Genomic DNA, 20949 nt, shown 5'->3' on the forward strand with positions numbered 1-20949 from the left:
CCGGCGCGGGAGGAGGCCGGCCACAGGGTGCGCTGCTGCGCGACGGCCATGGACGGGGCCTGGGCGGGGCTACTCAGGCGCCCTTTGAGTACACCGGTGAGTACGGCGGCTCATGATCGGCGGGAGCGCCGGCCCCTAGGGTGACCTGCATGGACACGGACGAGAACCCGAAGCGCACCGCCACCCCGCCCGCGGAGGAGCCGCGGCGGTACCACGGCTGCGCGATCGCCGTCCTCGTCCTCCTCGTCCTGGCGGCCCTCGGGGCCTGGGCACTGGCCGAGTTGGAGAAGGGCCTCGACGGATACGGCCAGCTGGAGCAGAGCGGACCCTCCGGGTCCGTGGCGGACCCCCTCGGCCCCGGGGCGACGGCCCGGTACGAGGACGGCCTCAAGGTGACCGTCGGCCGGCCGCGCCCGGAGTCCGACGGCACCTACAGCCTCACCGTGACCTACGAGAACGACACCGACGAGGAGCTCCGCCCCGGCGGGGAGTCGCCCGCGGGGGCCGTCTCGGAATACGGTCCCGCACCCCTGGTCGTCCGCGCGGGCCGCTCGCTCGACGACCACGCCTCCGGGTACAGCCTGGACTGGGTGAACTCGCGGGAGGCCGGTGCCGCCCTCATGGCGCCCCTGGGCACGGACCGCAAGCGCACCGTACCGGTCCGGGTCAGGCCCAGCGCGAAGGGCATCCCGGTCACCGTGGAAGTGGACCCGCCGGCCGCCGGCTACCGGGAGACGGCGCACTTCCAGCTCATCCTGGACTGACCCGGCCGGTCGGTAGGGTGACGGCATGAGCGGAGAGAGCGACCTGCGGAAACTACTGAGCGGCATGCGGCCCGAGCTGAACGAGGGCGTGTACGTGTTCTGCACCGTCCCCGGCGGCGCGGTCCCCGCCGGGACCGCGCCCGTCGCCACCGTCCTGGAGGCAGAGGGCCTCACCCTCGTCCTGCGCCAGGAGGACGCCGACGCCGCCGGGCTCGCCTACGACTACACGGCGGGCTGGATCACCCTGCGCGTCCACTCCGCGCTCGACGCCGTCGGACTCACCGCCGCCTTCGCCGCCGAACTCGGCGCCCACGGCCTGAGCTGCAACGTCATCGCCGGATACCACCACGACCACCTCTTCGTGGCCGCCGACCGGGCCGCCGAGGCCGTGGCCGTCCTGCAAGGCCTCGCGGCACGTTCCGGACAGGACCGATCGGCTTAGGGCCCTCATCGGAACCCTCTCGGAACGTTCTCGAAACCCCCTCGGAAACCCCGCGGGAACCCCCTCGGAATCCCGTCGGAAAAGAAGATCGGATTCTTTCCGACAGTGGGATCCCCCGGGATGTGCGCGGGCGTACGCTGATCTCCCGGAACAGGCCTGGGGGGTACCAGCCATGACGGACCACCGGACGCGCACACGGCGCACCATGGTCGAACGCGATGCCGAACTCGCCATCGTCGACGAGGCCCTGGACCAGCTCACCGGTCCCGGGCCGGACGCCGGCGGCGCCCTGCTGGCCTTCTCCGGTCCCGCGGGCCTCGGCAAGACCACCCTGCTCGCCGAACTGCGCCGCCGCGCCCACTCCCGTTCCTGCACCGTCCTCGCCGCCCGCGGCGGCGAACAGGAGCAGAGCCAGCCCTTCCACGTCGCCCGCCAGCTCATCCAGCCCCAGCTGGCCGGCACCTCCGAACAGGAACTGCGCGCCGCCCTCGGGAGCTGGTACTCCATCGTCGGCCCCGCCCTCGGACTCTGCGCCCCCGAGCAGGGCGCCCCGCCCGACCCCCAGGGCCTGCGCGACGGCCTCGACTGGGTCCTCACCCACCTCGTCATCAAACGTGCGCCCGTCACCCTCGTCCTCGACGACGCGCACTGGGCCGACCCAGAGTCCCTGAGCTGGCTCGCCGCCTTCGCCCCGCGCGCCGAACACCTCCCGCTGCTCCTCGTCGTCGCCTACCGCCCCGACGAACTGCCCGCGCACGCCGACGCCTTCCGCACCCTGCCGGGCCGGGCGGGACAGCGCCCGCTGCCCCTCGCCCCGCTCACCCCGGCCGCCGTCGCCGCGCTCGTCCGCGACGCCATCGGCGAACACGCCGACGACGCCTTCTGCCAGGAGGCCTGGACCGTCACCGCCGGCAATCCCTTCGAGGCCGTCGAACTCACCGCCAAGGTCCGGGGCAGGGGACTGCGGCCCGTCCAGGAGAACGCCCCCAAGCTGGCCGACCTCGCCGCCGCCCAGCGCGGCAGCGGCCTCGTCGCCCGCCTCGAACGCCTCGGCCCCTCCACCGTCCGCTTCGCCTGGGCCTGCGCCGTCCTCGGCACCGCCATCCCGCAGGACATCGCCGCCCGCGTCGCCGCACTCGGCACCGAGGAGGCCGCCGGCGCCACCGCCCGCCTGCGGGACGCCCGCATCCTGTCGGCCGCCGGATCCACGACGGACCACGAACCCGAGACCGGGCTGGAGTTCGTCCACCCCCTCATCGCCACCGCCATCTACCGCGCCATCCCCGACGCCCTGCGCGTCGCCCTGCACGGGAAGGCCGCCGCTGCCGTCGTCGACGCGGGCCTCGGCGCCTCCGCCGCCGCCCGACACCTCCTGGAGACCCACCCCGAGAACGACCCCTGGGTCGTGCGCACCCTGCGCGAGGCGGCCGGCGAGAACCTCCGGGCCGGAGCCCCCGACGCCGCCCGCCGGCAGCTCGCCCGAGCCCTGCGCGAACCACCCGACTTCGACGAACGCGCCGCCGTACTGTACGAACTGGGCTGCGCCTCCCTGCTGACCGAGCCCGCCAACACGGTCAACCACCTGCGGGCAGCCCTCGCCGAACCCTTCGACGACCCCGCCCTGCGCCAGGGCATCGTCATCCGGCTCGCCCAGGTCCTCGCACACAGCGACCGCCTCGCCGATGCCTCGGAATCCCTCGCGCGCGAGATCGCGCAGACCCCGGACGTACGGGCCCGACTGCGCCTGCAGTCCGAGCAGTTCATGTGGGACGCCTTCAACGCGGCCGAGACCGACTCCCCGGCCCGCTCCCGGCGCCTCACCCGGCTCGCCGACCGCCTCACCGGCCGCGACCTCACCGAGCGGTACGTGATCGCCCTGCGCGCCTGGGACGCCTGCCTGCGGGGCGAACCCGTCGACGTGGTGCTCCACCACGCCGGCCGGGTACTGGAGCGGCCCTTCAGCTGGGCCCACGAGGACCGCGGCTTCGAGGTCCCCGTCCTGGCGGCCATGGTCCACATGTACGCCGACCGGCCCGGCCGGGCCGAGGAGCTGTTCGAGGCGGGTACCGCCGAGTTCGAGCGCCAGGGCTGGCGCGGAGCCCACCTGTCCTTCGCCTACAGCCTGCGCGCCTACATCCGCTACCGGCGCGGACGGCTCGTGGAGGCCGAGGAACTGGCCCGGTCCGGCCTGCGGCTCGCCGAACGCGTGGGCCGGCGCACCCCGTCCACTGGTACGCCATAGCCATCCTCCTCACCACGCTGCTCGCACGCGGCCGCGTCGACGAGGCCTGGGAGCTCGCGCAGGAGCACGAGTTCGGCGCTCCCTTCCCGGCGGCCGTGGTCTTCCCCGACTCCCAGACCGTCTACGCCGAACTGCTGCTCGCCCGGGGCGAGGCGCGCGCCGCCGTCGCCGAACTGGAGGCGGTGGACCGGCGGCTGACGCCGCGCGGGATCCAGAACCCGGCCTGGTGCCCCTGGCAGCTGCACCTCGCGCGGGCCGTCGCCGCGGACGATCCGCAGCGGGCCCGCGCCCTCGCCGCCGACGCGGTCCGGCGGGCCAGGGCCTTCGGCGCCCCCTCCGCCATCGGCCAGGCCCTCAGGGTGGCGGCGGAGGTCGCCGCGCCGCAGGACCGGACCGAGCTCCTCCGGGAAGCGGTCACCCTGCTCTCGGCATCACCCGCCGGCTACGAACTCGCCCGCGCCCTGAACGCGCTCGGCTACGGGCTGCGCGACGCGGACCTGCTCACCGCGGCCGTGGTCACGGCCCGGGAATGCGGTGCGGACGCCTTGGTGGAGGAGGCCACCGAGAGCCTGCTGGGCCTGGGCGGCGCCCTGCCCTGCGGCTCGCCCCGGGTGGACTGGGTCACCGAGGAGGAGATCCGGGCCGCGGACCGGGCCGTGCGCTCCGAGAAGGAGCCCGAGCCGGTGTCCCCGGACTGGGTGCTGTCCGCGGCCTGCCGCAAGCTGGGCACCGACCGGTCCGGGCTGCGTGCCGCACTGGAGTCGTTCGCCCGTAGCTCAACGTGATCAGAGCCGCCTCCCGGCGGGCAGGGTGCCTCCATGGACCACATCGACAGAATCCCCCTGTTCCGGAGCGAGGCGGCGGCCTTCGAGAAGGCGGTCCGCCGTGCGTACGACCGGGGTGGTCCGGTGCCTCAGGTCCCCTCGTGCCCGGGCTGGACGCTGCCCGACCTCGTCCACCACCTCGGCGGAGTGCACCGCTACCTCGCGCACGTCCTGCGCGAACGGCTCACGACCCCGCCCGACCCCGGCGGCCTCGCCCTCCCCGGGATCCCCGACGACCCGGACGCGCTCACCGACTGGTTCGCCGAGGGCGCCCGCGAGCTCGCGGAGCTCTTCCGCGAGCTGGGACCGGACACCCCCGTGTGGACCTGGTCGACGGAGCAGACCTCGGGCTTCTGGCTGCGGATGCAGCTGATCGAGCTGGCCGTCCACCGGTGGGACGCCGAATCCGCGACCGGCACCCCCGGCCCCCTCGACCCGGTCGTCGCCGTGGACGCCGTCACGCAGACCGTCGACGTCATGGCCCCGGCCCGCCGCACCTGGCGGCAGGCACCGCCGGGCACGGGGGAGAGGTACCGCTTCCGGCGTACGGACGGCCCGGAATCCTGGACCGTCCTCTTCTCGGGCGACCAGGTGCTGCTGGAGACCGGCTCCGCCGAGCCCGTCGCCGTCGAGGCCGCCGGCCCCGCCTCGGACCTGGCGCTCTTCCTCTGGCGCCGCGTCCCGCCCGCCACCCTGCACGTCACGGGCGACACCGGCCTGCTGCCACACTGGTTCACCCTGGTCCCACCCGTCTGACGGGCCCGCCCGCGCGCGGCCGTGGGAGTCGGGGCCCCCGGGCCGTAAAACTCCTGCGGCCACGTACCATGGCCGCATGTCCTTCCTCCGCCGCCACCGCGCCGCCACACCCGCCGGCCCGGACTTCGATGTCCTGGCCATGGACCCGGGGGACTGGCCGGGCAATCTCGGGGCCGGGCTGCTGCCCGCGCCCGACGGCAGCTGCCAGGGGGTCTTCCTCCGCTACGACCTGTTCGGCGGACGCGGCCCCGCGATGATCATCGGAAACCTTCCCGAGGGGTCCCCGGCCCGGGACCTCACCGACGGACAGGTCCCCTTCGAGGTGGCCCAGCTCCTCGACGCGCTGGAGAACGACGAGGACGTCGAGGTCACCGGCGTCGAGGACTGCCCCGTCATGCAGGGCGACAATCTCCTCATCGTCCGGAAGATCAAGCTGTCGGAGTCCCGCATCTCCTGCGTCCAGTTCGACCGCAGCGACAACGTGCTGGTCACCATCGCCAGCTGGGACCGCCCGATCACCGACGACCTCTACGCCCTCCTGAAGCCGCTCCCCGCCGAGCTCTTCCAGCAGGGCTGACCCCGCCGGGTCCCCCGGACCGACCCGACCGGTCGCCCCGGGCCGACCCCGCACGGTCAGTGCCGCCCGATCACGCGTCCGCGATGTCGTTCGCCGCCACGTAGCCGAACGTCATCGCGGGGCCGATCGTCGACCCGGCCCCCGCGTAGCTGTGGCCCATCACCGCGGCACTGGCGTTGCCCGCCGCGTACAGGCCGCGGATCACCGAGCCGTCCGCCCGCAGCGCCCGGGCCCGCGCGTCCGTGACGATGCCGCCCTTCGTACCGAGATCACCCGGCACGATCTTGAACGCGTAGAACGGCGGCACCCAGATCGGCGCCAGGCACGAGTTCGGGTGCACGTTCGGGTCCGTGTAGTAGTGGTCGTACGCGGTGTCGCCCCGGTGGAAGTCGGCGTCGGTACCGCTCCAGGCCTGGGCGTTGAACCGGCCCAGCGTCGCCCGCAGCGCGGCCGCCGGTACGCCGATCTGGCCCGCCAGCGCGTCCCACGTCCACGCCTTCTTCGCCGCGCCCGCCTGGTACCACGAGTCCGGGAAGGGCAGCGTCGGCAGGATGTCCTTGAACAGGTACTTGTTGCGGTAGTGCTGATCCACGATCAGCCACGCCGGAATGTGCGAACCGGTCGCGCCCCGGTCCTTCTCGTACATCACGTGCACCACATCGCTGTACGGTGCGGCCTCGTTGACGAACCGCGTCCCGTGGGCGTTCACGATCAGCCCGCCCGGCAGGGTCCGTTCGGCCAGACAGAAGTACGGCTCCCCGGGCAGCGGGATCGACGGCCCCCACCACGCGTCGTCCATCAACGCCAGCGACGCCCCCGCCCGCTGACCGGCAAGGATGCCGTCGCCCGTGTTCTCCTTCGCGCCCACCGACCACTGGGTGCCGATCGGCTGCTGCTGGTACTGAGCCCTCATCGCCGCGTTGTGCTCGAAGCCGCCCGAGCCGACGATCACCCCCTTGCGGGCCCGCACGACGCCCCGCACACCCTCCTTGTCCACCACCACGCCGGTGACGGCGCCGCCCTCCTGGACCAGGTCCACCAGAGGGCTGTTCAGCCACAGCGGCACCCCGGCCCGCTGCAGTCCCGCCCGCAGCCCGGCCGCCAGGGCCTGCCCCATCGTCAGTGGCTTCTCACCGCGCAGCGCCGCCTTCGTACCGCGCGCCAGGCACTCGGTGGACACCGCCAGGCCCCTGGCGCTCACCGCCGCCAGGTTCAGCCACTTGTAGTCCTGGCTGAAGACCACCATCCCGGCCGGTACCGGCATGTACGCCGGGTTCAGGCGGGCCAGTTCGCCGCCCAGGACGTTCCCGTCGATCTGGTCCGGCTCGATGGACCGGCCGTTGGGGAGCCCGCCGGGCAGGTTGGGGTAGTAGTCGCTGTACCCCTCCATGAAGCGGAACCTCAGCGGGCTGTTGGCCATCACGAAGTCCAGCATGCGGGGGCCGTTGGCGAGGAAGGCGGCCTGGCGGTCGGCCGGGACCTCGGGCCCGACGACGGCCGACAGGTACGTCGCCGCCTTCTGCGGAGTGTCGGGCACCCCCGCGGCCAGGATCACGGAATTGTTGGGCAGCCAGATGCCGGCTCCCGAGCGTGCCGCCGACCCGCCGAAGGTGGGGGCCTTCTCGATCACCAGGACGCTCAGCCCGCGCTTCGCGGCGGTGAGCGCGGCCGTCATCCCGGCCGCCCCGGAACCGACCACGACCACGTCGTACTCACCGAGCGGCGGCCCGGCCTGGACACCGTCGGCCCGTGCCGCGCCGGACGGCAGCACGGCGGCGGCGAGCACCCCGGCCCCCGTACCGGCGAGGACGGCGCGTCTGCTGGGGAGGGGGGCGGGGGACGTGCGTGAAGCGCTTGCGGACATGGGCAGGCTCCAGCGGAGTGGGGAGGAGGTGACTCCAGCATGTCTGATGCTGAGTCAGAAAAGGTGTTCGGGGGATCATGTGATGTCAAGCCATCCGGCACCCGAGCACGCGAGCGGCCGCTCAGCCCTCCGCCTGCATCCGGGCGTCCAACTCCTTCACGTGCCGCTTGAGCGCCACCGTGCGGTAGCTCTCCTCCACCCACTCGCACAGCACCTGCACCGAAGGCGCCCCCTTCTCCGCCAACGGGACGGACACCCAGCCGGACCGGCCCAGACCGTAGCCGGTGGGCTCCGCCCCCGGCGCGGCCATCGCGTGCCCGTGCAGAGCCTCGTCCTTGAGCTTGACTGCCAGCCCGGGCTGCTCGGGACCGTCGGTGTTGCCCAAGAAGACGAAGATCTTCTTGTTCACCTTCATCACGCAGTCCTCGGGACCCCACGGATGGTCCTCGACGGCCTCCGGGAGACCGAGGGCGAACTCACGTACCGCCTCCCACTTGCGCACTCCGGACTTCATCAGCGCCTCCCGCCGAACCTCCGCCGTCACGTCGCTCCCACGCTAGCGGAGCACGGCGCCGCACTTACCGGACTGCGAACGAGCGAAGTCCCGTGGCGGTGGGAGCCACGGGACTTCGCGTTCGAGGGGAGGGGAGGGGAGGGGAGGGGAGGGTCAGCGCGTGCCCACCGCCGCGCGGACCGCCCTGCGCGCCATACCGGCGTCGTCGTGCAGGCGGCGTAGCAGGAGCCGCTGCTCCTCCCCGGAGGACAGGGCGCCCGCCGGCAGCGGCTGGGCCGGGGCGGTCGCCAGCATCGAACGCTGTACGGCCGTCTCGGACATCCGGATCTCCCGGGTCAGCACCAGCATCAGGTTGACCAGGAAGGCGTCCCGGGCGACCGGACCGGCCGACTGGGCGAGCCTGCTGATCTGGGCGCGGGCGGCGGGGGCGTCGCCGAGCACCGTCCACAGCGTGGCGAGGTCGTAGCCCGGCAGGTACCAGCCGGCGTGCTCCCAGTCGAGCAGTACCGGACCGGCGGGGGAGAGCAGCAGGTTCGACAGCAGCGCGTCGCCGTGGTTGAACTGCAGTGCCGTCCCCGACACCTTGACCCCGTGCAGCAGCTTCTGCAGGTCGCCGAGGTCCCGGTCGGTGAGCAGACCCAACTCGTAGTCGCGGGCGATCCGCCGGCCGTAGTTCATCGGGGTGCCGAACAGCTCGGTCGGCGGCTGCCACTGGTTGACCCGGCACACCGCGCCCAGCGCGGCGCGGAGGTCCACCCGGGGCGGCGGCTCCACGGGGTGCCGCTGGAGCGCCGCCACCCGGCCCGCCATCCGTTCCACCACCAGCGTGCAGTTCTCCGGGTCGGCGGCGATCAGCCGGGGCACCCGGACCGGCGGGCGGTGCCGGACGAACGCCCGGTATGCCGCTATTTCGTGCCGGTAGCGCTCACGCCATTCCGGCGAGTGGTCCAGTAAAACCTTCGCGACGGCGGTCATGCGTCCGGTGGTGCCCACCAGGAGGACTGAGCGGCCGCTGCGCCGCAGCACCTGCACCGGCGAGAACTCGGGACAGATCCGCTGCACCGAGGCCAGCGCGGTGCGCAGTTGCGCTCCCTGCGGCCCCGAGAGATCGATTCTTCCGCTGACGGGCTGCGATCCCGCACTCGGCATCCGCCGCGCCCGGATGGTGCCCTGCGCCGGGGCCGACGGGCGGCCGGGGTCGAGGTAGGGGCCGCCGCCCGCCGGGAGCGTGCGGTGCGACCGGACCGGTGCGGACACGGAGGACGTTGCTGCGTACATGGTGATACGGATCCCTTCGTGCGCCGACGAGTTGCGTACGCCACCCCGCCGATCCCGTGCTTCACCCTGGGGAGTTCCGCCGGTGACCGGGGCGGGGAGGCGCATTCCTACCTGACACCCGGCGCAAGGTGGCGAACCATCGGGCGTGCCCTGGCGAAGCCTGGCGAATAGTCGCTGGGCATCTGACGGGGGGCTACTGTCAACTCAGCCGAGAACCTGGGGGCTTGACGTGAGCAAAGGTCCAAACACCCGCTTGAACGACCTGTTCGGCCTGGCCGGCTGGTCGAAGGGCGAACTGGCGAGGATGGTGAACCGGCAGGCGGCGGCCATGGGCCACCCCCAGCTGGCCACCGACACCTCGCGGGTGCGGCGCTGGATCGACATGGGGGAGAGCCCCCGCGAACCGGTGCCCACGGTACTGGCAGCACTGTTCACCGAGCGGCTCGGTCGTGTCGTGACCATCGAGGACCTCGGGTTCGTACGGCAGCGGCGCACCTCCAGACGGCAGCCGGACGGGGTTCGCGAGAACCCCGACGGCATGCCCTGGGCGCCCGAACGCACAGCCGCGGTCCTCACCGAATTCACGGGAATGGACCTCATGCTCAACCGTCGCGGTCTGATGGGCGCGGGCGCCGTGCTCACCGCCGGCTCCGCCCTCACCAACGCCATGTACGACTGGCTGCACACCGACCCCGCCCCGGCGAAGCAGGCTCCAGGGCGCTTCGGGGACTCCTTCCAGGCCGACCCGGCGGGATACGACCGCTACGAGGCCGCCCCCATCGGCTCCCAGGAGATCGAGGCGCTGGAGCGCTCCGTCGACGTGTTCCGGGCCTGGGACGCCTCCAGAGGCGGCGGACTGCAGCGCAAGGCCGTGGTCGGCCAGCTCAACGAGGTGGGCGGAATGCTCGCCTACCACCACCCCGACCACCTCCAGCGGCGGTTGTGGGGCGTGGCGGCCAACCTGGCGGTCCTCGCCGGCTGGATGTCGCACGACGTGGGCCTCGAACCCACCGCCCAGAAGTACTTCGTCATCGCCGCGCACGCGGCCCGCGAGGGCGGCGACCGCCCGCGCGCGGGTGAGGCGCTGTCCCGCGCCGCCCGCCAGATGGTCCACCTCGGCAAGCCGCACGAGGCCCTGGACCTGATGAAGCTCGCGAAGTCCGGTTCCGGCGAGCAGACCCTGCCGCGCACCCGCGCCATGCTGCACACCATCGAGGCCTGGGCGCAGGCCGCCATGGGCAAGGGCCAGGCGATGCGCCGCACCCTGGGGGAGGCGGAGGAGCTCTTCGTCTCCGACAAGGGCGACGTGCCGCCGCCGAGTTGGATGCAGCACTTCGACGAGGCGGACCTGCACGGCATGCAGGCGCTCGCCTACCGCACTCTCGCCGACCACGACGCCACGGCGGCGCCGATCGCCGCGCGCCACGCCAAGGAGGCCCTGCGGCTGCGCGGCGAGGGCTACCAGCGTTCGCAGATCTTCGACTACATCTCCATGGCCTCCGCCTGCTTCATCGCCGACGAGCCGGAACAGGCCGATCGCTACGCGCGCCTCGCCCTCGTCTCGATGAACGAGACCTCCTCGCACCGGACCTGGGACCGGCTGCGCGAGATGTACCGGCTCACCGCCCAGTACGCCGGTTACGCGCGCATCGAGGACCTGCGCCAGGAGATCAAGCTGGCCCTCCCGGACTCCCCGGCACCGAGTGCCCGGCCGGCCACGGGGGTGTAGTCCCCGGCCGGCCCCCGCGCGCCCCATGGGTTCCGCATGCCCTCCACGCCCCCCACGGCCGGTACGAGGACGAGCACCGGCGCGTCGAGAACGGGCGCGTCGAGAACGGACACGTCGACGACAGCACACAGACGAGAAAGGCCGCGCCCTCCGGCGCGGCCCTGAAGTCCGTACGACCGGCCCCGTGGCCGGCCGTGACCGTCGTGACTATTCCCCGACGCGGGCGACGAGCACGCAGGCGTCGTCCTCCCGCTCGCCCTCCCCGAACTCCTCGACCACGAGCCGCACGCAGTCCTGCGCCGACCGGGCGGCCGTGAGCCGCGGCGCGAGGGCCAGCAGCCGTTCGGTGCCGTCGGCCCGGCTGAACTCGATGCTGCGGGGCGTCAGCCCGTCGGTGTGCAGGACCAGCAGGTCGCCCACCTCCAGCCGCTCCTCGGCCTGTCCGTACGAAGCCCCGGAGGTCGCACCCAGCAGGACGCCCTCCGGCGGTGCCAGGGCGCGGCCCGACCCGCGGCGGAACAGCAGGGGGGCCGGGTGGCCCGCCTGGGCCCAGGACAGCACACGCCGTGCGGGGTCGTAGCGGCAGCACACGGCCGAGCCGAGCGCGGGCTGGACGGAGGTCTCGAGGAGCTGGTTGAGCCAGCCCATCAGCGGCCCCGGCGCGATCCCGGCCATGGCCATGCCGCGCAGGGCGCCCAGCATCATCGCCATTCCGGAGGTGGCCGTCACGCCGTGCCCGGTGAGGTCGCCGACCGTCAGCATCGAGCTGCCGTCGGGGAGTTCGAGTGCGTCGTACCAGTCCCCGCCGATCAGCGCGCTGGTCGCGGAGGGCAGGTAGTGCGCGGCCACGTCCAGCGTGCCGGCGTCACTGTGCGGGAGCCGCAGGGAGCCGCGCCACGGGGGGAGCACGGCTTCCTGCAGCTCGACCGCAAGCCGGTGCTCGGTCTGCGCGATCTCCCGCTGGCGCTGCAGCGAGTCACGGGACTCGCGCACCGCCCGCTGGCTCCGGCGCAGTTCACTGACGTCCCGCATGACGGCCCACATGGAGGCCGTGCAGCCGTCGGAGTCGAGTACCGGCTCGCCCCTCATGTGCAACGTGCGGACCCGGCCGTCGGCCCGGACGATGCGGAACTCGCCGTCGATCGGCCGGCCGTCCACCAGGCAGGCGGTGACCCACGCGGTCAGGAGTGGCTGGTCCTCGGAGAACAGGGTGGAGCCCAGCTCGTCCAGCGGAGGCGCACCCGACTCGGGGGACCGGCCGAAGATCTGGAACAGCTCGTCGGACCAGCTGACCTCGTCGGTCAGCAGGTTCCACTCGGCGCTGCCGACCCGCGTCTGGGCCTCGGGCACGATCTCCGGGGCCGCCTGCGGGAAGGCGACGGCCTCGGGAACGGGGGGCAGGCCCTCCTTGAGCTGGCCGAGGTGCTCGCGGAGGTCGTCGAGGTGGTGCACGGCGAGGTCGCACAGGGCGCGCTGCCAGCGGCCCTGGGCGTCGTCGTCGTCCACGACGGTGTCGCGGCGGACCGCGTCCACGTCCCCCCGGAGGCGCCGGGTCTGAGAGATCAGTGCGTCCACCGACCCCGGCTCGGGCGGCTGCGCGGGACGGTCCGCGAACAGGTGGGACGGCATGAGAACTCCGATACAGGCGCGGCACGGCCAAGTCTGAAGGAAGGACCGGTAACGACTGTTGCACAGGCAGCGACACTGTGTAAGGCGTTTGGCAACATCCGCTACGTTCTTGCTTCCGGCATATGCCGCAGTCCTGCCGGGCCCTCCGCGACGTGCGAACGAATCCGGTCAGCGAGGGTTCGGCGGCCCGGCGCGCATGCCAGCCGGTGGGGCGGGTGGTGCGTACGGAGCGGGCGGCCGGAATCCGGCCATCCAGCCCCTGTGGCTCGATCAAACGCCCGATGCGTACGAGGTGTTCACGCGGACGTGATCGCGCGGTACCCGGTTCAGTGCACGCACGGCGATACACCCGAACGGATGACCCCCGCGCCCGGTAAGGCGGCGGAATCGGGGCTTCCCACCGGACCGCCCGGTCGCTACCCTACGTGCCGGTAATAAACCGGGGGAGGTCCGCACCGGCGGGCCCGCGCAGCGCTGGGGACACGACGACATTGAGCGGGCAGCACCACGCCACCGGCCGGAGCCGGCGTTCCTTCCTCACCTCTCTCGTGGCGGCACCGACCCTCGCCCTGGTCACCCGCGCCGCGGCCGACGCCCTGGCCCCGCAGGCCGCCCACGCCGTGGTGCCCTCCCTGCCGGCCATCGCCGACGTCATCGACCTCGGCGACCTCTTCATCCTGGCCGGCGCACCCACCTCCGCCCTGCTCGCCCTCGCGGTCGAGGCAGACGGAAGCGTCCGCTTCCGGCTGCCGCGCGAGGAGGTCGGGCAGGGCCTCACCACCGCAGTGGCCATGCTCGTCGCCGAGGAACTCGACGCACCCCTTTCCGACGTACGCGTGGAACTGGACGACGCCCGGCCCGAGCTGCTGTTCAACCAGCTCACCGGCTCCTCCAACTCCATCCGCTCCCTGTACGGGCCGGTCCGCCAGTGCGCGGCCACGGCGCGGGCCCGCCTCGTCGCGGCCGCCGCCCAGCGCTGGAGCCTCTCCCCGGCATCGCTGACCACCGCGGACGGCACCGTCCGCGCCCCCGACGGGCGCACCGCCCGCTACGGCGAACTCGCCGCGGCCGCCGCCGCCCCCGGCCTCGTCGTCCTCGGCGCCACCCCCAAGAAGGCCGCGAAGCACACCCTCGTCGGCCGGCCGACGAGCCGGATCGACGCCCGCGCCATGGTCACCGGCGCCCAGCAGTACACCCTCGACCTCGACGTGCCCGGCGCCAAGCCCTGCGTGGTGCGCCGCCCGCCGACCTTCGGCGGCACCGTCCACGCCGTGGCCAACCTCGCCGAGGTCCGGGCCATGCCCGGGGTCCTGCACGTGGTCACCGTCCCCACCGGGGTCGCCGTCGTCGCCGAGACCTTCGGGCAGGCCATCACCGCGAAATCGGCCCTCCAGGTCACCTGGGGCCCCGGCCCGGCCGACCGGCTCTCCGACGCGCAGATCCGCTCCAGGCTGCGCGCCGCCACCCCGCCGCTGCTGGTCCCGCCGCTGCTCACCCCGTACGTGGACGCCGAGTTCGACTTCGCCTTCGTCAGCCACGCCCCGATGGAGACCAACTGCGCCATCGCCGACGTGCGCGACGACCGGGCCGAGATCTGGTCCGGCCTGAAGTCCCCCATCGTGGCCCGCCAGAGCATCGCCGCCGACCTGGGACTGCCCCTGGACAAGGTGGCGGTGCACGTGGTCCAGGCCGGCGGCTCCTTCGGCCGGCGGCTCTTCTTCGACGCCGCCCTGGAGGCCGCCCGGATCTCCAGGGCCTGCCGCCGCCCCGTCAGACTGATGTGGACCCGGGTGGACGACACGCGCCACGGCCGGATGCGCCCCGCCACCCACCACAAGATCCGCGCCACGCACCTGCTGGGCGAGGTGCTCACCTTCGAGCACCGCGTCGCTGCCGCCGAGACCGACTTCCGGCACGGGCTCGGCGAGATCATCACCGCGACCGCCGCCCACCTGCCGCTCGGCATCGGCAACGCCACCATCGCCCAGACCCTGTTCCTGACCACCGTGAAGTCCCCGTACCACTTCGGCCTCACCACCCAGGCCCTCACCGAGGTGCCGACCGGCATCCCCACCGCCTCGTGGCGCTCGGTGTACTCCGCCAACACGCGCGGGGCCGAGGAGATCGTGGTCGACGAACTGGCCGCGGCCACCGGCAAGGACCCGTACCGCTTCCGGCGCACCTTCCTGAAGACCGACGCGCAGCGCGCCGTGCTCGACAAGGTCGCGTCGGAGGGGAACTGGGGGCGGGCGATGCCGCCCGGCTGCGCGCAGGGCATCGCCTTCCACGAGGAGTACAAGTCCCGCACCGCCTGTCTCGTCGAGATCGACACCCGCGACCCGCAGCGCGTCCGCGTCACCAAGGCCGTCATCGCCGTGGACGTGGGCCTGCCGGTCAACCCGCGCGGACTGGAGGCCCAGATGATCGGCGGCCTCACCGACGCGATCTCCACCACCCTGCGCGCCGGGCTCCACATCGACAAGGGGCTTCCGCTGGAGGGCAGTTACAGCCAGTTCCACTGGGCGCAGCAGCGTGACACCCCGCGCGACGTACGGGTCTTCGTGCTCCCGGCCACCGGTACGGAGCCGGGCGGCGCGGGCGAGCTCGGCGTGCCGGCCGCGGTCGGCGCCATCGCGAACGCCTGGGCGCGGGCCACCGGTTCGAAGCCGCGCAGCTTCCCCCTCGACTTCGACGTCGACTTCACCCCCTACCCCCGATAGCCGCTCGAGCCAGGAGTACGCCGTGCCCTCCCACACCTTCACCGTCAACGGGCGGAGCGTCACCGTGGACGCGCCCGACGACCTGCCCCTGCTGTGGGTGCTCCGCGACATGCTGGGCGTGCGCGGCCCCAAGTACGGCTGCGGGGTGGACGTCTGCAAAGCCTGCACCAGCCACCTCGACGGGGTGGACGTCCGCCCGTGCGTGGTGCCCGTAGCGGACTGCGCGGGCCGGGAGGTGACCACGATCGAGGGCCTCGCCGACGGGGACGACCTGCACCCCGTGCAGGAGGCCTGGCTCGAACAGGACGTCGCCCAGTGCGGTTTCTGCCAGCCCGGTCAGATCATGGCCGCCGTCGCGCTGCTGAAGCGCACCGCCGAGCCCACGGACGAGGACATCGACGCCATCGCCAACATCTGCCGGTGCGGCACCTACTTCCGCATCCGGGAGGCCATCCGCAGCGCGGCCGCCAGGATGTGAGGGGCGGATCCCGGTGCCTCCCCCGTGTCGCTTCCCGTGGGCGCCGGGATCCGTCCGCTCGTGGACGAACCTATGCGGGCGCGGGCCCGTACGCAGGGTTCGCCCTGCCCAGTGACCGGGCGAGACGGGTATCACAGCGCACAGTGTGCGGCGGGTGGTTGAATGCGGCGGTGTCACGGCCCGACGACGTACTGAAGGTCCACCGGCTCGCCCACGGCGGGGGGTCGGCAGCGCTGCTGGAGTGGCTCGCCGTCCGCCTCGGCGGCTGGACCGGCGTGGTGCACGGCGGTGCCGCCACCGAGCACGGCGCAGAGCCCGCAACCGCCGCCGGAGCCGTGGCAAGCCGGCAACAGGACCGGCGGCCGCCCGAGGACGCCGTGCGCGGCGCCGCCGAGATGAGCGCCCGGGGCGTCAGGTCGGCCGTCCTGCACGGCGACGGGTCCGCGACCCTGCTGTTCGCGCTGGACGCGGGGCGCGCGCTGGCCGCCGTACTGCCGCTGCCGCATGCGCCCGACGCGCCGACGCTGCTGGCGGACGCGGCCGTGCCGCTGGCCCTCGTCCTGCGTGCCGAGGAGGCCGAACGGCGGGAGGAGCGGGCCGCGGTCGCCGAGGCGCGGGCCCGCGAGGCCGTGCTCCGCCTGCTGATGGGCGGTCAGCTCCCCACCGCCCATCAGATGGCCGAGGCGCTGCGCCCCCCGCTGCCCGACCCCATGCGGATCTACGTCGCCGAGTGCCGTACCGGGCGTCTCGCCGAAGTGGCCCGGCTGTGCCGGGAAATGATCGGCGGCCGGGCCTGGGTCGTGCGCTGCCCGGTCTACGTGCGCCACCTCATCATCCTGGTTCCGGCCGACGCGGTCGCGGTGTCCGCCGACGACGATCCCCTGGCCGGGGCGCTGACGGCGATCGCCCCGGACTGCGCGGTCGGGATCAGCGGGGAGCTGGCCCTGAGCCAGGCCCCGACCGCCTACACCCAGGCCTTCCACGCCCTGGCCGTCGCCCGCGGCCGCGGCGAACGGCACGCCCGCTTCGGCCCGGGCCCGGAGCTGGCGCTCGCGGCCCACGAGGCCGGTGCCGGCTGGGCCGGAGCCCTGCTCGCGCCCCTGCACGCGTACGAGCCCCGGCGCCCGCAGGACCCGGGCGGGCAGGAACTGCGCGCCACCGCTCACGCCTGGCTGAACTTCGGCTCGCACGCCACCCGGCTGCTGAGGGTCCACCGCAACACCCTGTCCGCCAGGATCCGGCTGGTCGAGACGCTGCTCGGACTGGATCTCGGCCGCCTCGGCGACCAGGCGGCGCTCTCCCTGGCGCTGCGGCTGACCCCGGGTGCGGGGCGGGGGAGCGGCGATCCGGCTCCGGTGGCCGCCCCCGGGCTCGACGCGGTCCTGCGCGATCCGCGGCTGACCGAGTGGGCCCGGTCCCACCTGAGCAGGCTGACCGCCCCGGACGCCCCGGCCGGGGCCCGTGCCACCGTCCGTACCTGGCTGGCGCACGACGCACGGCTGGTACCGGCCGCGGCCGCGCTCGGGGTCTCCGTCCCCGGGGCCCGCAAGCGGCTGGCCCGCATCGAGGGGCTGCTGGAACGCTCGCTGCTGCAGTCCCCGAGCGTCCGGTACGACCTGTGGCTGGCCCACCGGGCCGAAGAGCTCGCCGAGTGACACAAGCCCCAAAAGGGAAGTTCATCGGACGAAATGCACGATCATGCCCGAATGAGGCGTATCAATGCGAAGCGCGTGCTGGTCGGTGAACCCCTCGACACCGCGCGGCTCGGCGAGACCCTGCTTCCCAAACGGCTGGCCCTGCCGATCTTCTGCAGCGACCCTCTCTCCTCGGTGGCCTACGCCACCGAGGAGATCCTGCTGATCCTGGCCCTCGGCGGCGTCGCCCTGCTCCACCTCACCTGGTACGCGGCCGCCGCCATCGTCTTCCTGCTCGTCGTCGTCATCGCCTCCTACCGCCAGACCTGCCACGCCTACCCCGGCGGAGGCGGCGCGTACGTCGTCAGCTCCGAGAACCTGGGACAGACCGCCGCGCTCACCGCCGCCAGCGCCCTCCTCGTCGACTACGTGATGACCGTCGCGGTCTCCGTCGTCTCCGGGGTCTCCGCCATCACCTCGGCCGTGCCCGCGCTCAACGACCACGAAGTCGTCCTGTCGGTCGCCTTCGTGGCGCTGCTGACCCTGATGAACCTGCGCGGCGTGAGGGAGTCGGGCCGCGTCTTCGCCATCCCCACCTACGGCTTCGTCCTGGTCATCTACCTCATGTTCGCCGTCGCCGCCGTACGGCTCGGCACCGGCCAGACCATCCGCGCCGAATCCGCCGACCTGCCGATCATCGCCGAGGGCACCTATACCGGACTGGCCCTCGTGCTCCTCGCGATGCGCGCCTTCGCCTCCGGCTGCACCGCGCTCACGGGTGTCGAGGCGATCAGCAACGGCGTCCCCGCCTTCCGCAAGCCCAAGGCGAAGAACGCGGCGACCACGCTCGCCGCGATGGGCTTCCTCTCGGTGACGATGTTCGCCGGCATCACCGCCCTCGCCATGACCTACGAGGTGCACGTCGCGGCCGACCCCACCGAACTGGGCCTGCCCCCGGGGACCGCGACCTCCACCGCCCTCGCCCAGATCGGCCGGGCCACCTTCGGCAGCTGGCACTTCCTCTTCTACCTGCTCCAGGCCGTCACCGCCGGGGTGCTGATCCTCGCCGCGAACACCGCCTTCAACGGCTTTCCGATGCTCGCCTCGATCCTCGCCAGGGACCGGTACGCGCCCCGCCAGCTCTACAACCGCGGCGACCGGCTCGTCTACTCCAACGGCGTCGTGCTCCTCGCCCTCGCCGCCGTCGCCCTCATCGTGGCCTTCGACGCCGAGCTGACCCGCCTGATCCAGCTCTACATCATCGGTGTGTTCGTCTCCTTCACCCTGTCCCAGTCGGGCATGGTCCGGCACTGGAGGAAAGCGCTCGCCTCACCCGCCACCCCGCGCGAGGAGCGGGTCCACATCCACCGCAGGCTCGCCATCAACGCGGTCGGCGCCGCCCTGACCGCCCTGGTCCTCGTCATCGTCCTCCTCACCAAGTTCACGCACGGGGCCTGGCTGGTCGTCATCGCCATGCCCCTGCTGTTCCTCGGCATGAAGGGCGTGCGCCGCCACTACGACCAGGTCGCCCGGCAGGTCGACGTGGCCCCCGACACCAGACCGCGCAGGCCGGCCCGTCACCACGTGGTCGTCCTGGTCGCCGCCGTGCACGCCCCGACGCTCAAGGCCATCGGCTACGCGCAGGGGCTGCGCCCGGACACCCTGACGGCGGTCACGGTCGCCGCCGACGAGGCGGAGGCGGCCCGGCTGCGCGGGGCGTGGGAGGCGCACGACCCAGGGCTGCCGCTGAAGATCCTCCACTCGCCCTACCGCGAGGTGGTGGGCCCGGTCCTGGCGCACGTCGAGGAACTGGCCGCCGAACCGGCGACGGACATGCTGTCCGTGGTGATCCCGGAGTACGTCGTCGGCCACTGGTGGGAGCAGCCCCTGCACAATCAGAACGCCCTGCGGCTCAAGGCGCGCCTGCTGTTCACGCCGGGCGTCGCCGTCATCGACGTGCCGTACCTGCTGGAGTCGGCGAAGGCCGCGAAGACGGCAGAGGCCGCGGGCCGGGAGGACTAGCGGTCCGGAGGGCGGGTCGGAGCCGGGGCGTCCGCTACCGTGGGCAAAGCACTGCGCCTGCAGTGATCCCGTCGGCAGGGAAGCCCGCCGGGAAGCCCCCCACCGACCCAGGGACCCGCCCCATGCGCCAGAACCCGCAGCGCCGCGCCGCGCTGCTCGACGCCGCCATCGAAGTCCTGGCGCGCGAGGGCTCGCGCGGCCTGACGCTGCGCGCGGTGGACGCGGAGGCGGCGGTGCCCACCGGCACCGCCTCCAACTACTTCGCCAACCGGGCCCAGCTGCTCGTGCAGATCCTCCACCGCACCCGGGAGCGACTGGTCCCGGACCCGGCCGACCTGGCCGGCCCGCTCGACACGAGGGTGCTGCTCGGCCGGCTGCTGGAGCGCATGCGGCGCGAGCGCAGCGTCCACATCGCGATGCTGGAGCTGCGGCTGGAGGGGCTGCGGCGCCCGGAGCTCCGGGCCGAGCTGGCCGCCTTCCAGAGCGCGGAGCTGGAGGCGAACATCGACTGGCACACGGAGGCCGGCCTGCCCGGCGACCGGCAGGGCGTGGCCCTGGTCTACCTGGCGATGCTCGGCCTGATCGTGGACGACCTGACCGCGCCGGCGACGCTGGAGGCCCACCCGGTGGAGGGGCTCATCGAGACGATGGTCGAGCGACTCCTCCCACAGGAGTCCGCGGACTGACTATCGTGCAGGCGGGGGAAGCACCGGCGTTGCGGGCAGGACCGTGGGGAGTGCAGGATGGCCGACATCACCGAGAGCAGGACCTACGGGATCCAGTGGCTGGCGGACTGGGGCGAATGGTTCGCCGGCCTCACCTTCGCCCGGGGCATAGGCCCCGACGAGCTGGCCGCACGGCTCGGCGCGGTCCCGGGCGTCCGTCCCGGACCGCTCGGGGCGCCGGCCGCCTGGGGCCTGGTCGCCGAGACCGCGGACGGCGACGGCGTGGCCCGGGTCGGCAGCTGGGGCGGCTGGTCCTTCGCCGTCGAGCACGGCCTGCCGGCCGGAGCCGAACGTCTCGCCGAGGTCTCCCGGGCCGGCGGCGAGGCCGTCCACCTCGACCCGCAGCCCGACCACCCGCCCAAGCAGTTCTCGTACGCCCGGGACGGCGAGCTGGTGTGCTGCTTCGGGCTCGGCGAGGAATGCTGGCGGGGCGGCCACCGGCCGGACTTCCTGCTCCCGGAACTGGTCGCGGCGGGCGTGCTCGGCCCGGACGGCGCGGGCGCCGGACCGGGCGACGAGCCGGACGGCGACCGCGAGCGCCGCACCCTCGCCGTGCTGGAGCACCGCTTCGGGCTGGCCCTGCCGCGGCACCTGATCGCGGACGCCCTGCTGCCGGCCTATGTCACCCGCACACGCTAGTGCGCCCCCCGGGTCCGGTGATCTTATGCTCGGGTTTACGCGAGTCCGCTGGTTTTGGGGCCGGTGAAGGACTTTGATGGGTCTGCCAGGCGTCGTACCGGAGCAGGGGGAC

At 73.3% G+C, this 20949-nt stretch carries 17 protein-coding genes; 13 read left to right on the forward strand and 4 right to left on the reverse strand.

The features are described from left to right. Nucleotides 1–149 precede the first annotated feature (149 nt). The 6 genes from E6U81_RS03140 to E6U81_RS03160 all read left to right on the forward strand — a co-directional run bounded on the left by E6U81_RS03140 (nt 150) and on the right by E6U81_RS03160 (nt 5605). Nucleotides 150–764: a hypothetical protein gene (locus tag E6U81_RS03140; protein ID WP_136228532.1), complete on the forward strand. Its 615-nt coding sequence runs from the start codon at nt 150–152 to the stop codon at nt 762–764. A 25-nt stretch (nt 765–789) separates the two neighbouring features. After that, complete coding sequence (locus E6U81_RS03145; RefSeq protein ID WP_136228533.1) at nt 790–1206, forward strand: ACT domain-containing protein; 417 nt, start codon at nt 790–792, stop codon at nt 1204–1206. 205 nt (nt 1207–1411) lie between these two features. Next, nucleotides 1412–3448: an AAA family ATPase gene (locus E6U81_RS41630; RefSeq protein WP_346766119.1), complete on the forward strand. Its 2037-nt coding sequence runs from the start codon at nt 1412–1414 to the stop codon at nt 3446–3448. Between the two features lie 95 nt (nt 3449–3543). Beyond that, a complete protein-coding gene (locus E6U81_RS41875) occupies nt 3544–4233 on the forward strand; it encodes a hypothetical protein (RefSeq protein WP_240803602.1) in 690 nt (229 codons plus the stop codon). Between the two features lie 33 nt (nt 4234–4266). Continuing rightward, nucleotides 4267–5028: a maleylpyruvate isomerase family mycothiol-dependent enzyme gene (locus E6U81_RS03155; protein WP_136228534.1), complete on the forward strand. Its 762-nt coding sequence runs from the start codon at nt 4267–4269 to the stop codon at nt 5026–5028. A 76-nt stretch (nt 5029–5104) separates the two neighbouring features. Further along, nucleotides 5105–5605 carry a hypothetical protein gene (locus E6U81_RS03160; RefSeq protein WP_030030746.1) on the forward strand — a complete coding sequence of 167 codons (501 nt, stop codon included), beginning with the start codon at nt 5105–5107 and terminating at the stop codon, nt 5603–5605. A 70-nt stretch (nt 5606–5675) separates the two neighbouring features. Here E6U81_RS03160 and kstD read toward each other — a convergent pair whose 3' ends face one another. The 3 genes from kstD to E6U81_RS03175 all read right to left on the reverse strand — a co-directional run bounded on the left by kstD (nt 5676) and on the right by E6U81_RS03175 (nt 9261). Then, a complete protein-coding gene (kstD, locus tag E6U81_RS03165; RefSeq protein WP_136228535.1) occupies nt 5676–7469 on the reverse strand; it encodes a 3-oxosteroid 1-dehydrogenase in 1794 nt (597 codons plus the stop codon). A 121-nt stretch (nt 7470–7590) separates the two neighbouring features. Next, on the reverse strand, nt 7591–7983 hold the full coding sequence (locus E6U81_RS03170) for an MmcQ/YjbR family DNA-binding protein (RefSeq protein WP_136228896.1): 393 nt from the start codon (nt 7981–7983) through the stop codon (nt 7591–7593). Between the two features lie 153 nt (nt 7984–8136). Continuing rightward, a complete protein-coding gene (locus E6U81_RS03175) occupies nt 8137–9261 on the reverse strand; it encodes an aminoglycoside phosphotransferase family protein (RefSeq protein WP_136228536.1) in 1125 nt (374 codons plus the stop codon). 229 nt (nt 9262–9490) lie between these two features. Between E6U81_RS03175 and E6U81_RS03180 the strand changes: the two genes are divergently transcribed. After that, nucleotides 9491–10990: a hypothetical protein gene (locus E6U81_RS03180; protein WP_136228537.1), complete on the forward strand. Its 1500-nt coding sequence runs from the start codon at nt 9491–9493 to the stop codon at nt 10988–10990. Nucleotides 10991–11197: 207 nt separating this feature from the next. Here the strand turns inward: E6U81_RS03180 and E6U81_RS03185 are convergent, their stop codons facing one another. Next, nucleotides 11198–12619: a SpoIIE family protein phosphatase gene (locus E6U81_RS03185; RefSeq protein WP_136228538.1), complete on the reverse strand. Its 1422-nt coding sequence runs from the start codon at nt 12617–12619 to the stop codon at nt 11198–11200. Nucleotides 12620–13110: 491 nt separating this feature from the next. Between E6U81_RS03185 and E6U81_RS03190 the strand changes: the two genes are divergently transcribed. From E6U81_RS03190 to E6U81_RS03215, 6 genes are all read left to right on the forward strand, one after another. After that, a complete protein-coding gene (locus E6U81_RS03190) occupies nt 13111–15339 on the forward strand; it encodes a molybdopterin cofactor-binding domain-containing protein (RefSeq protein ID WP_136228539.1) in 2229 nt (742 codons plus the stop codon). A gap of 22 nt (nt 15340–15361) precedes the next feature. Continuing rightward, nucleotides 15362–15817, forward strand: coding sequence for a (2Fe-2S)-binding protein (locus tag E6U81_RS03195; RefSeq protein WP_136228540.1), 456 nt, complete (start codon nt 15362–15364; stop codon nt 15815–15817). A gap of 170 nt (nt 15818–15987) precedes the next feature. Next, nucleotides 15988–17472: a helix-turn-helix domain-containing protein gene (locus E6U81_RS03200; RefSeq protein ID WP_240803603.1), complete on the forward strand. Its 1485-nt coding sequence runs from the start codon at nt 15988–15990 to the stop codon at nt 17470–17472. A gap of 51 nt (nt 17473–17523) precedes the next feature. Then, a complete protein-coding gene (locus E6U81_RS03205; RefSeq protein WP_136228541.1) occupies nt 17524–19473 on the forward strand; it encodes an APC family permease in 1950 nt (649 codons plus the stop codon). Nucleotides 19474–19595: 122 nt separating this feature from the next. Further along, nucleotides 19596–20159, forward strand: a complete 564-nt coding sequence (locus E6U81_RS03210) for a TetR/AcrR family transcriptional regulator (protein ID WP_136228542.1) — start codon at nt 19596–19598, stop codon at nt 20157–20159. A gap of 57 nt (nt 20160–20216) precedes the next feature. Then, nucleotides 20217–20837, forward strand: a complete 621-nt coding sequence (locus E6U81_RS03215; RefSeq protein WP_136228543.1) for a DUF6461 domain-containing protein — start codon at nt 20217–20219, stop codon at nt 20835–20837. Nucleotides 20838–20949 lie beyond the last annotated feature (112 nt).

Source organism: Streptomyces sp. A0592 (assembly GCF_004795115.1).
Taxonomy (GTDB): Bacteria; Actinomycetota; Actinomycetes; order Streptomycetales; family Streptomycetaceae; genus Streptomyces; species Streptomyces erythrochromogenes.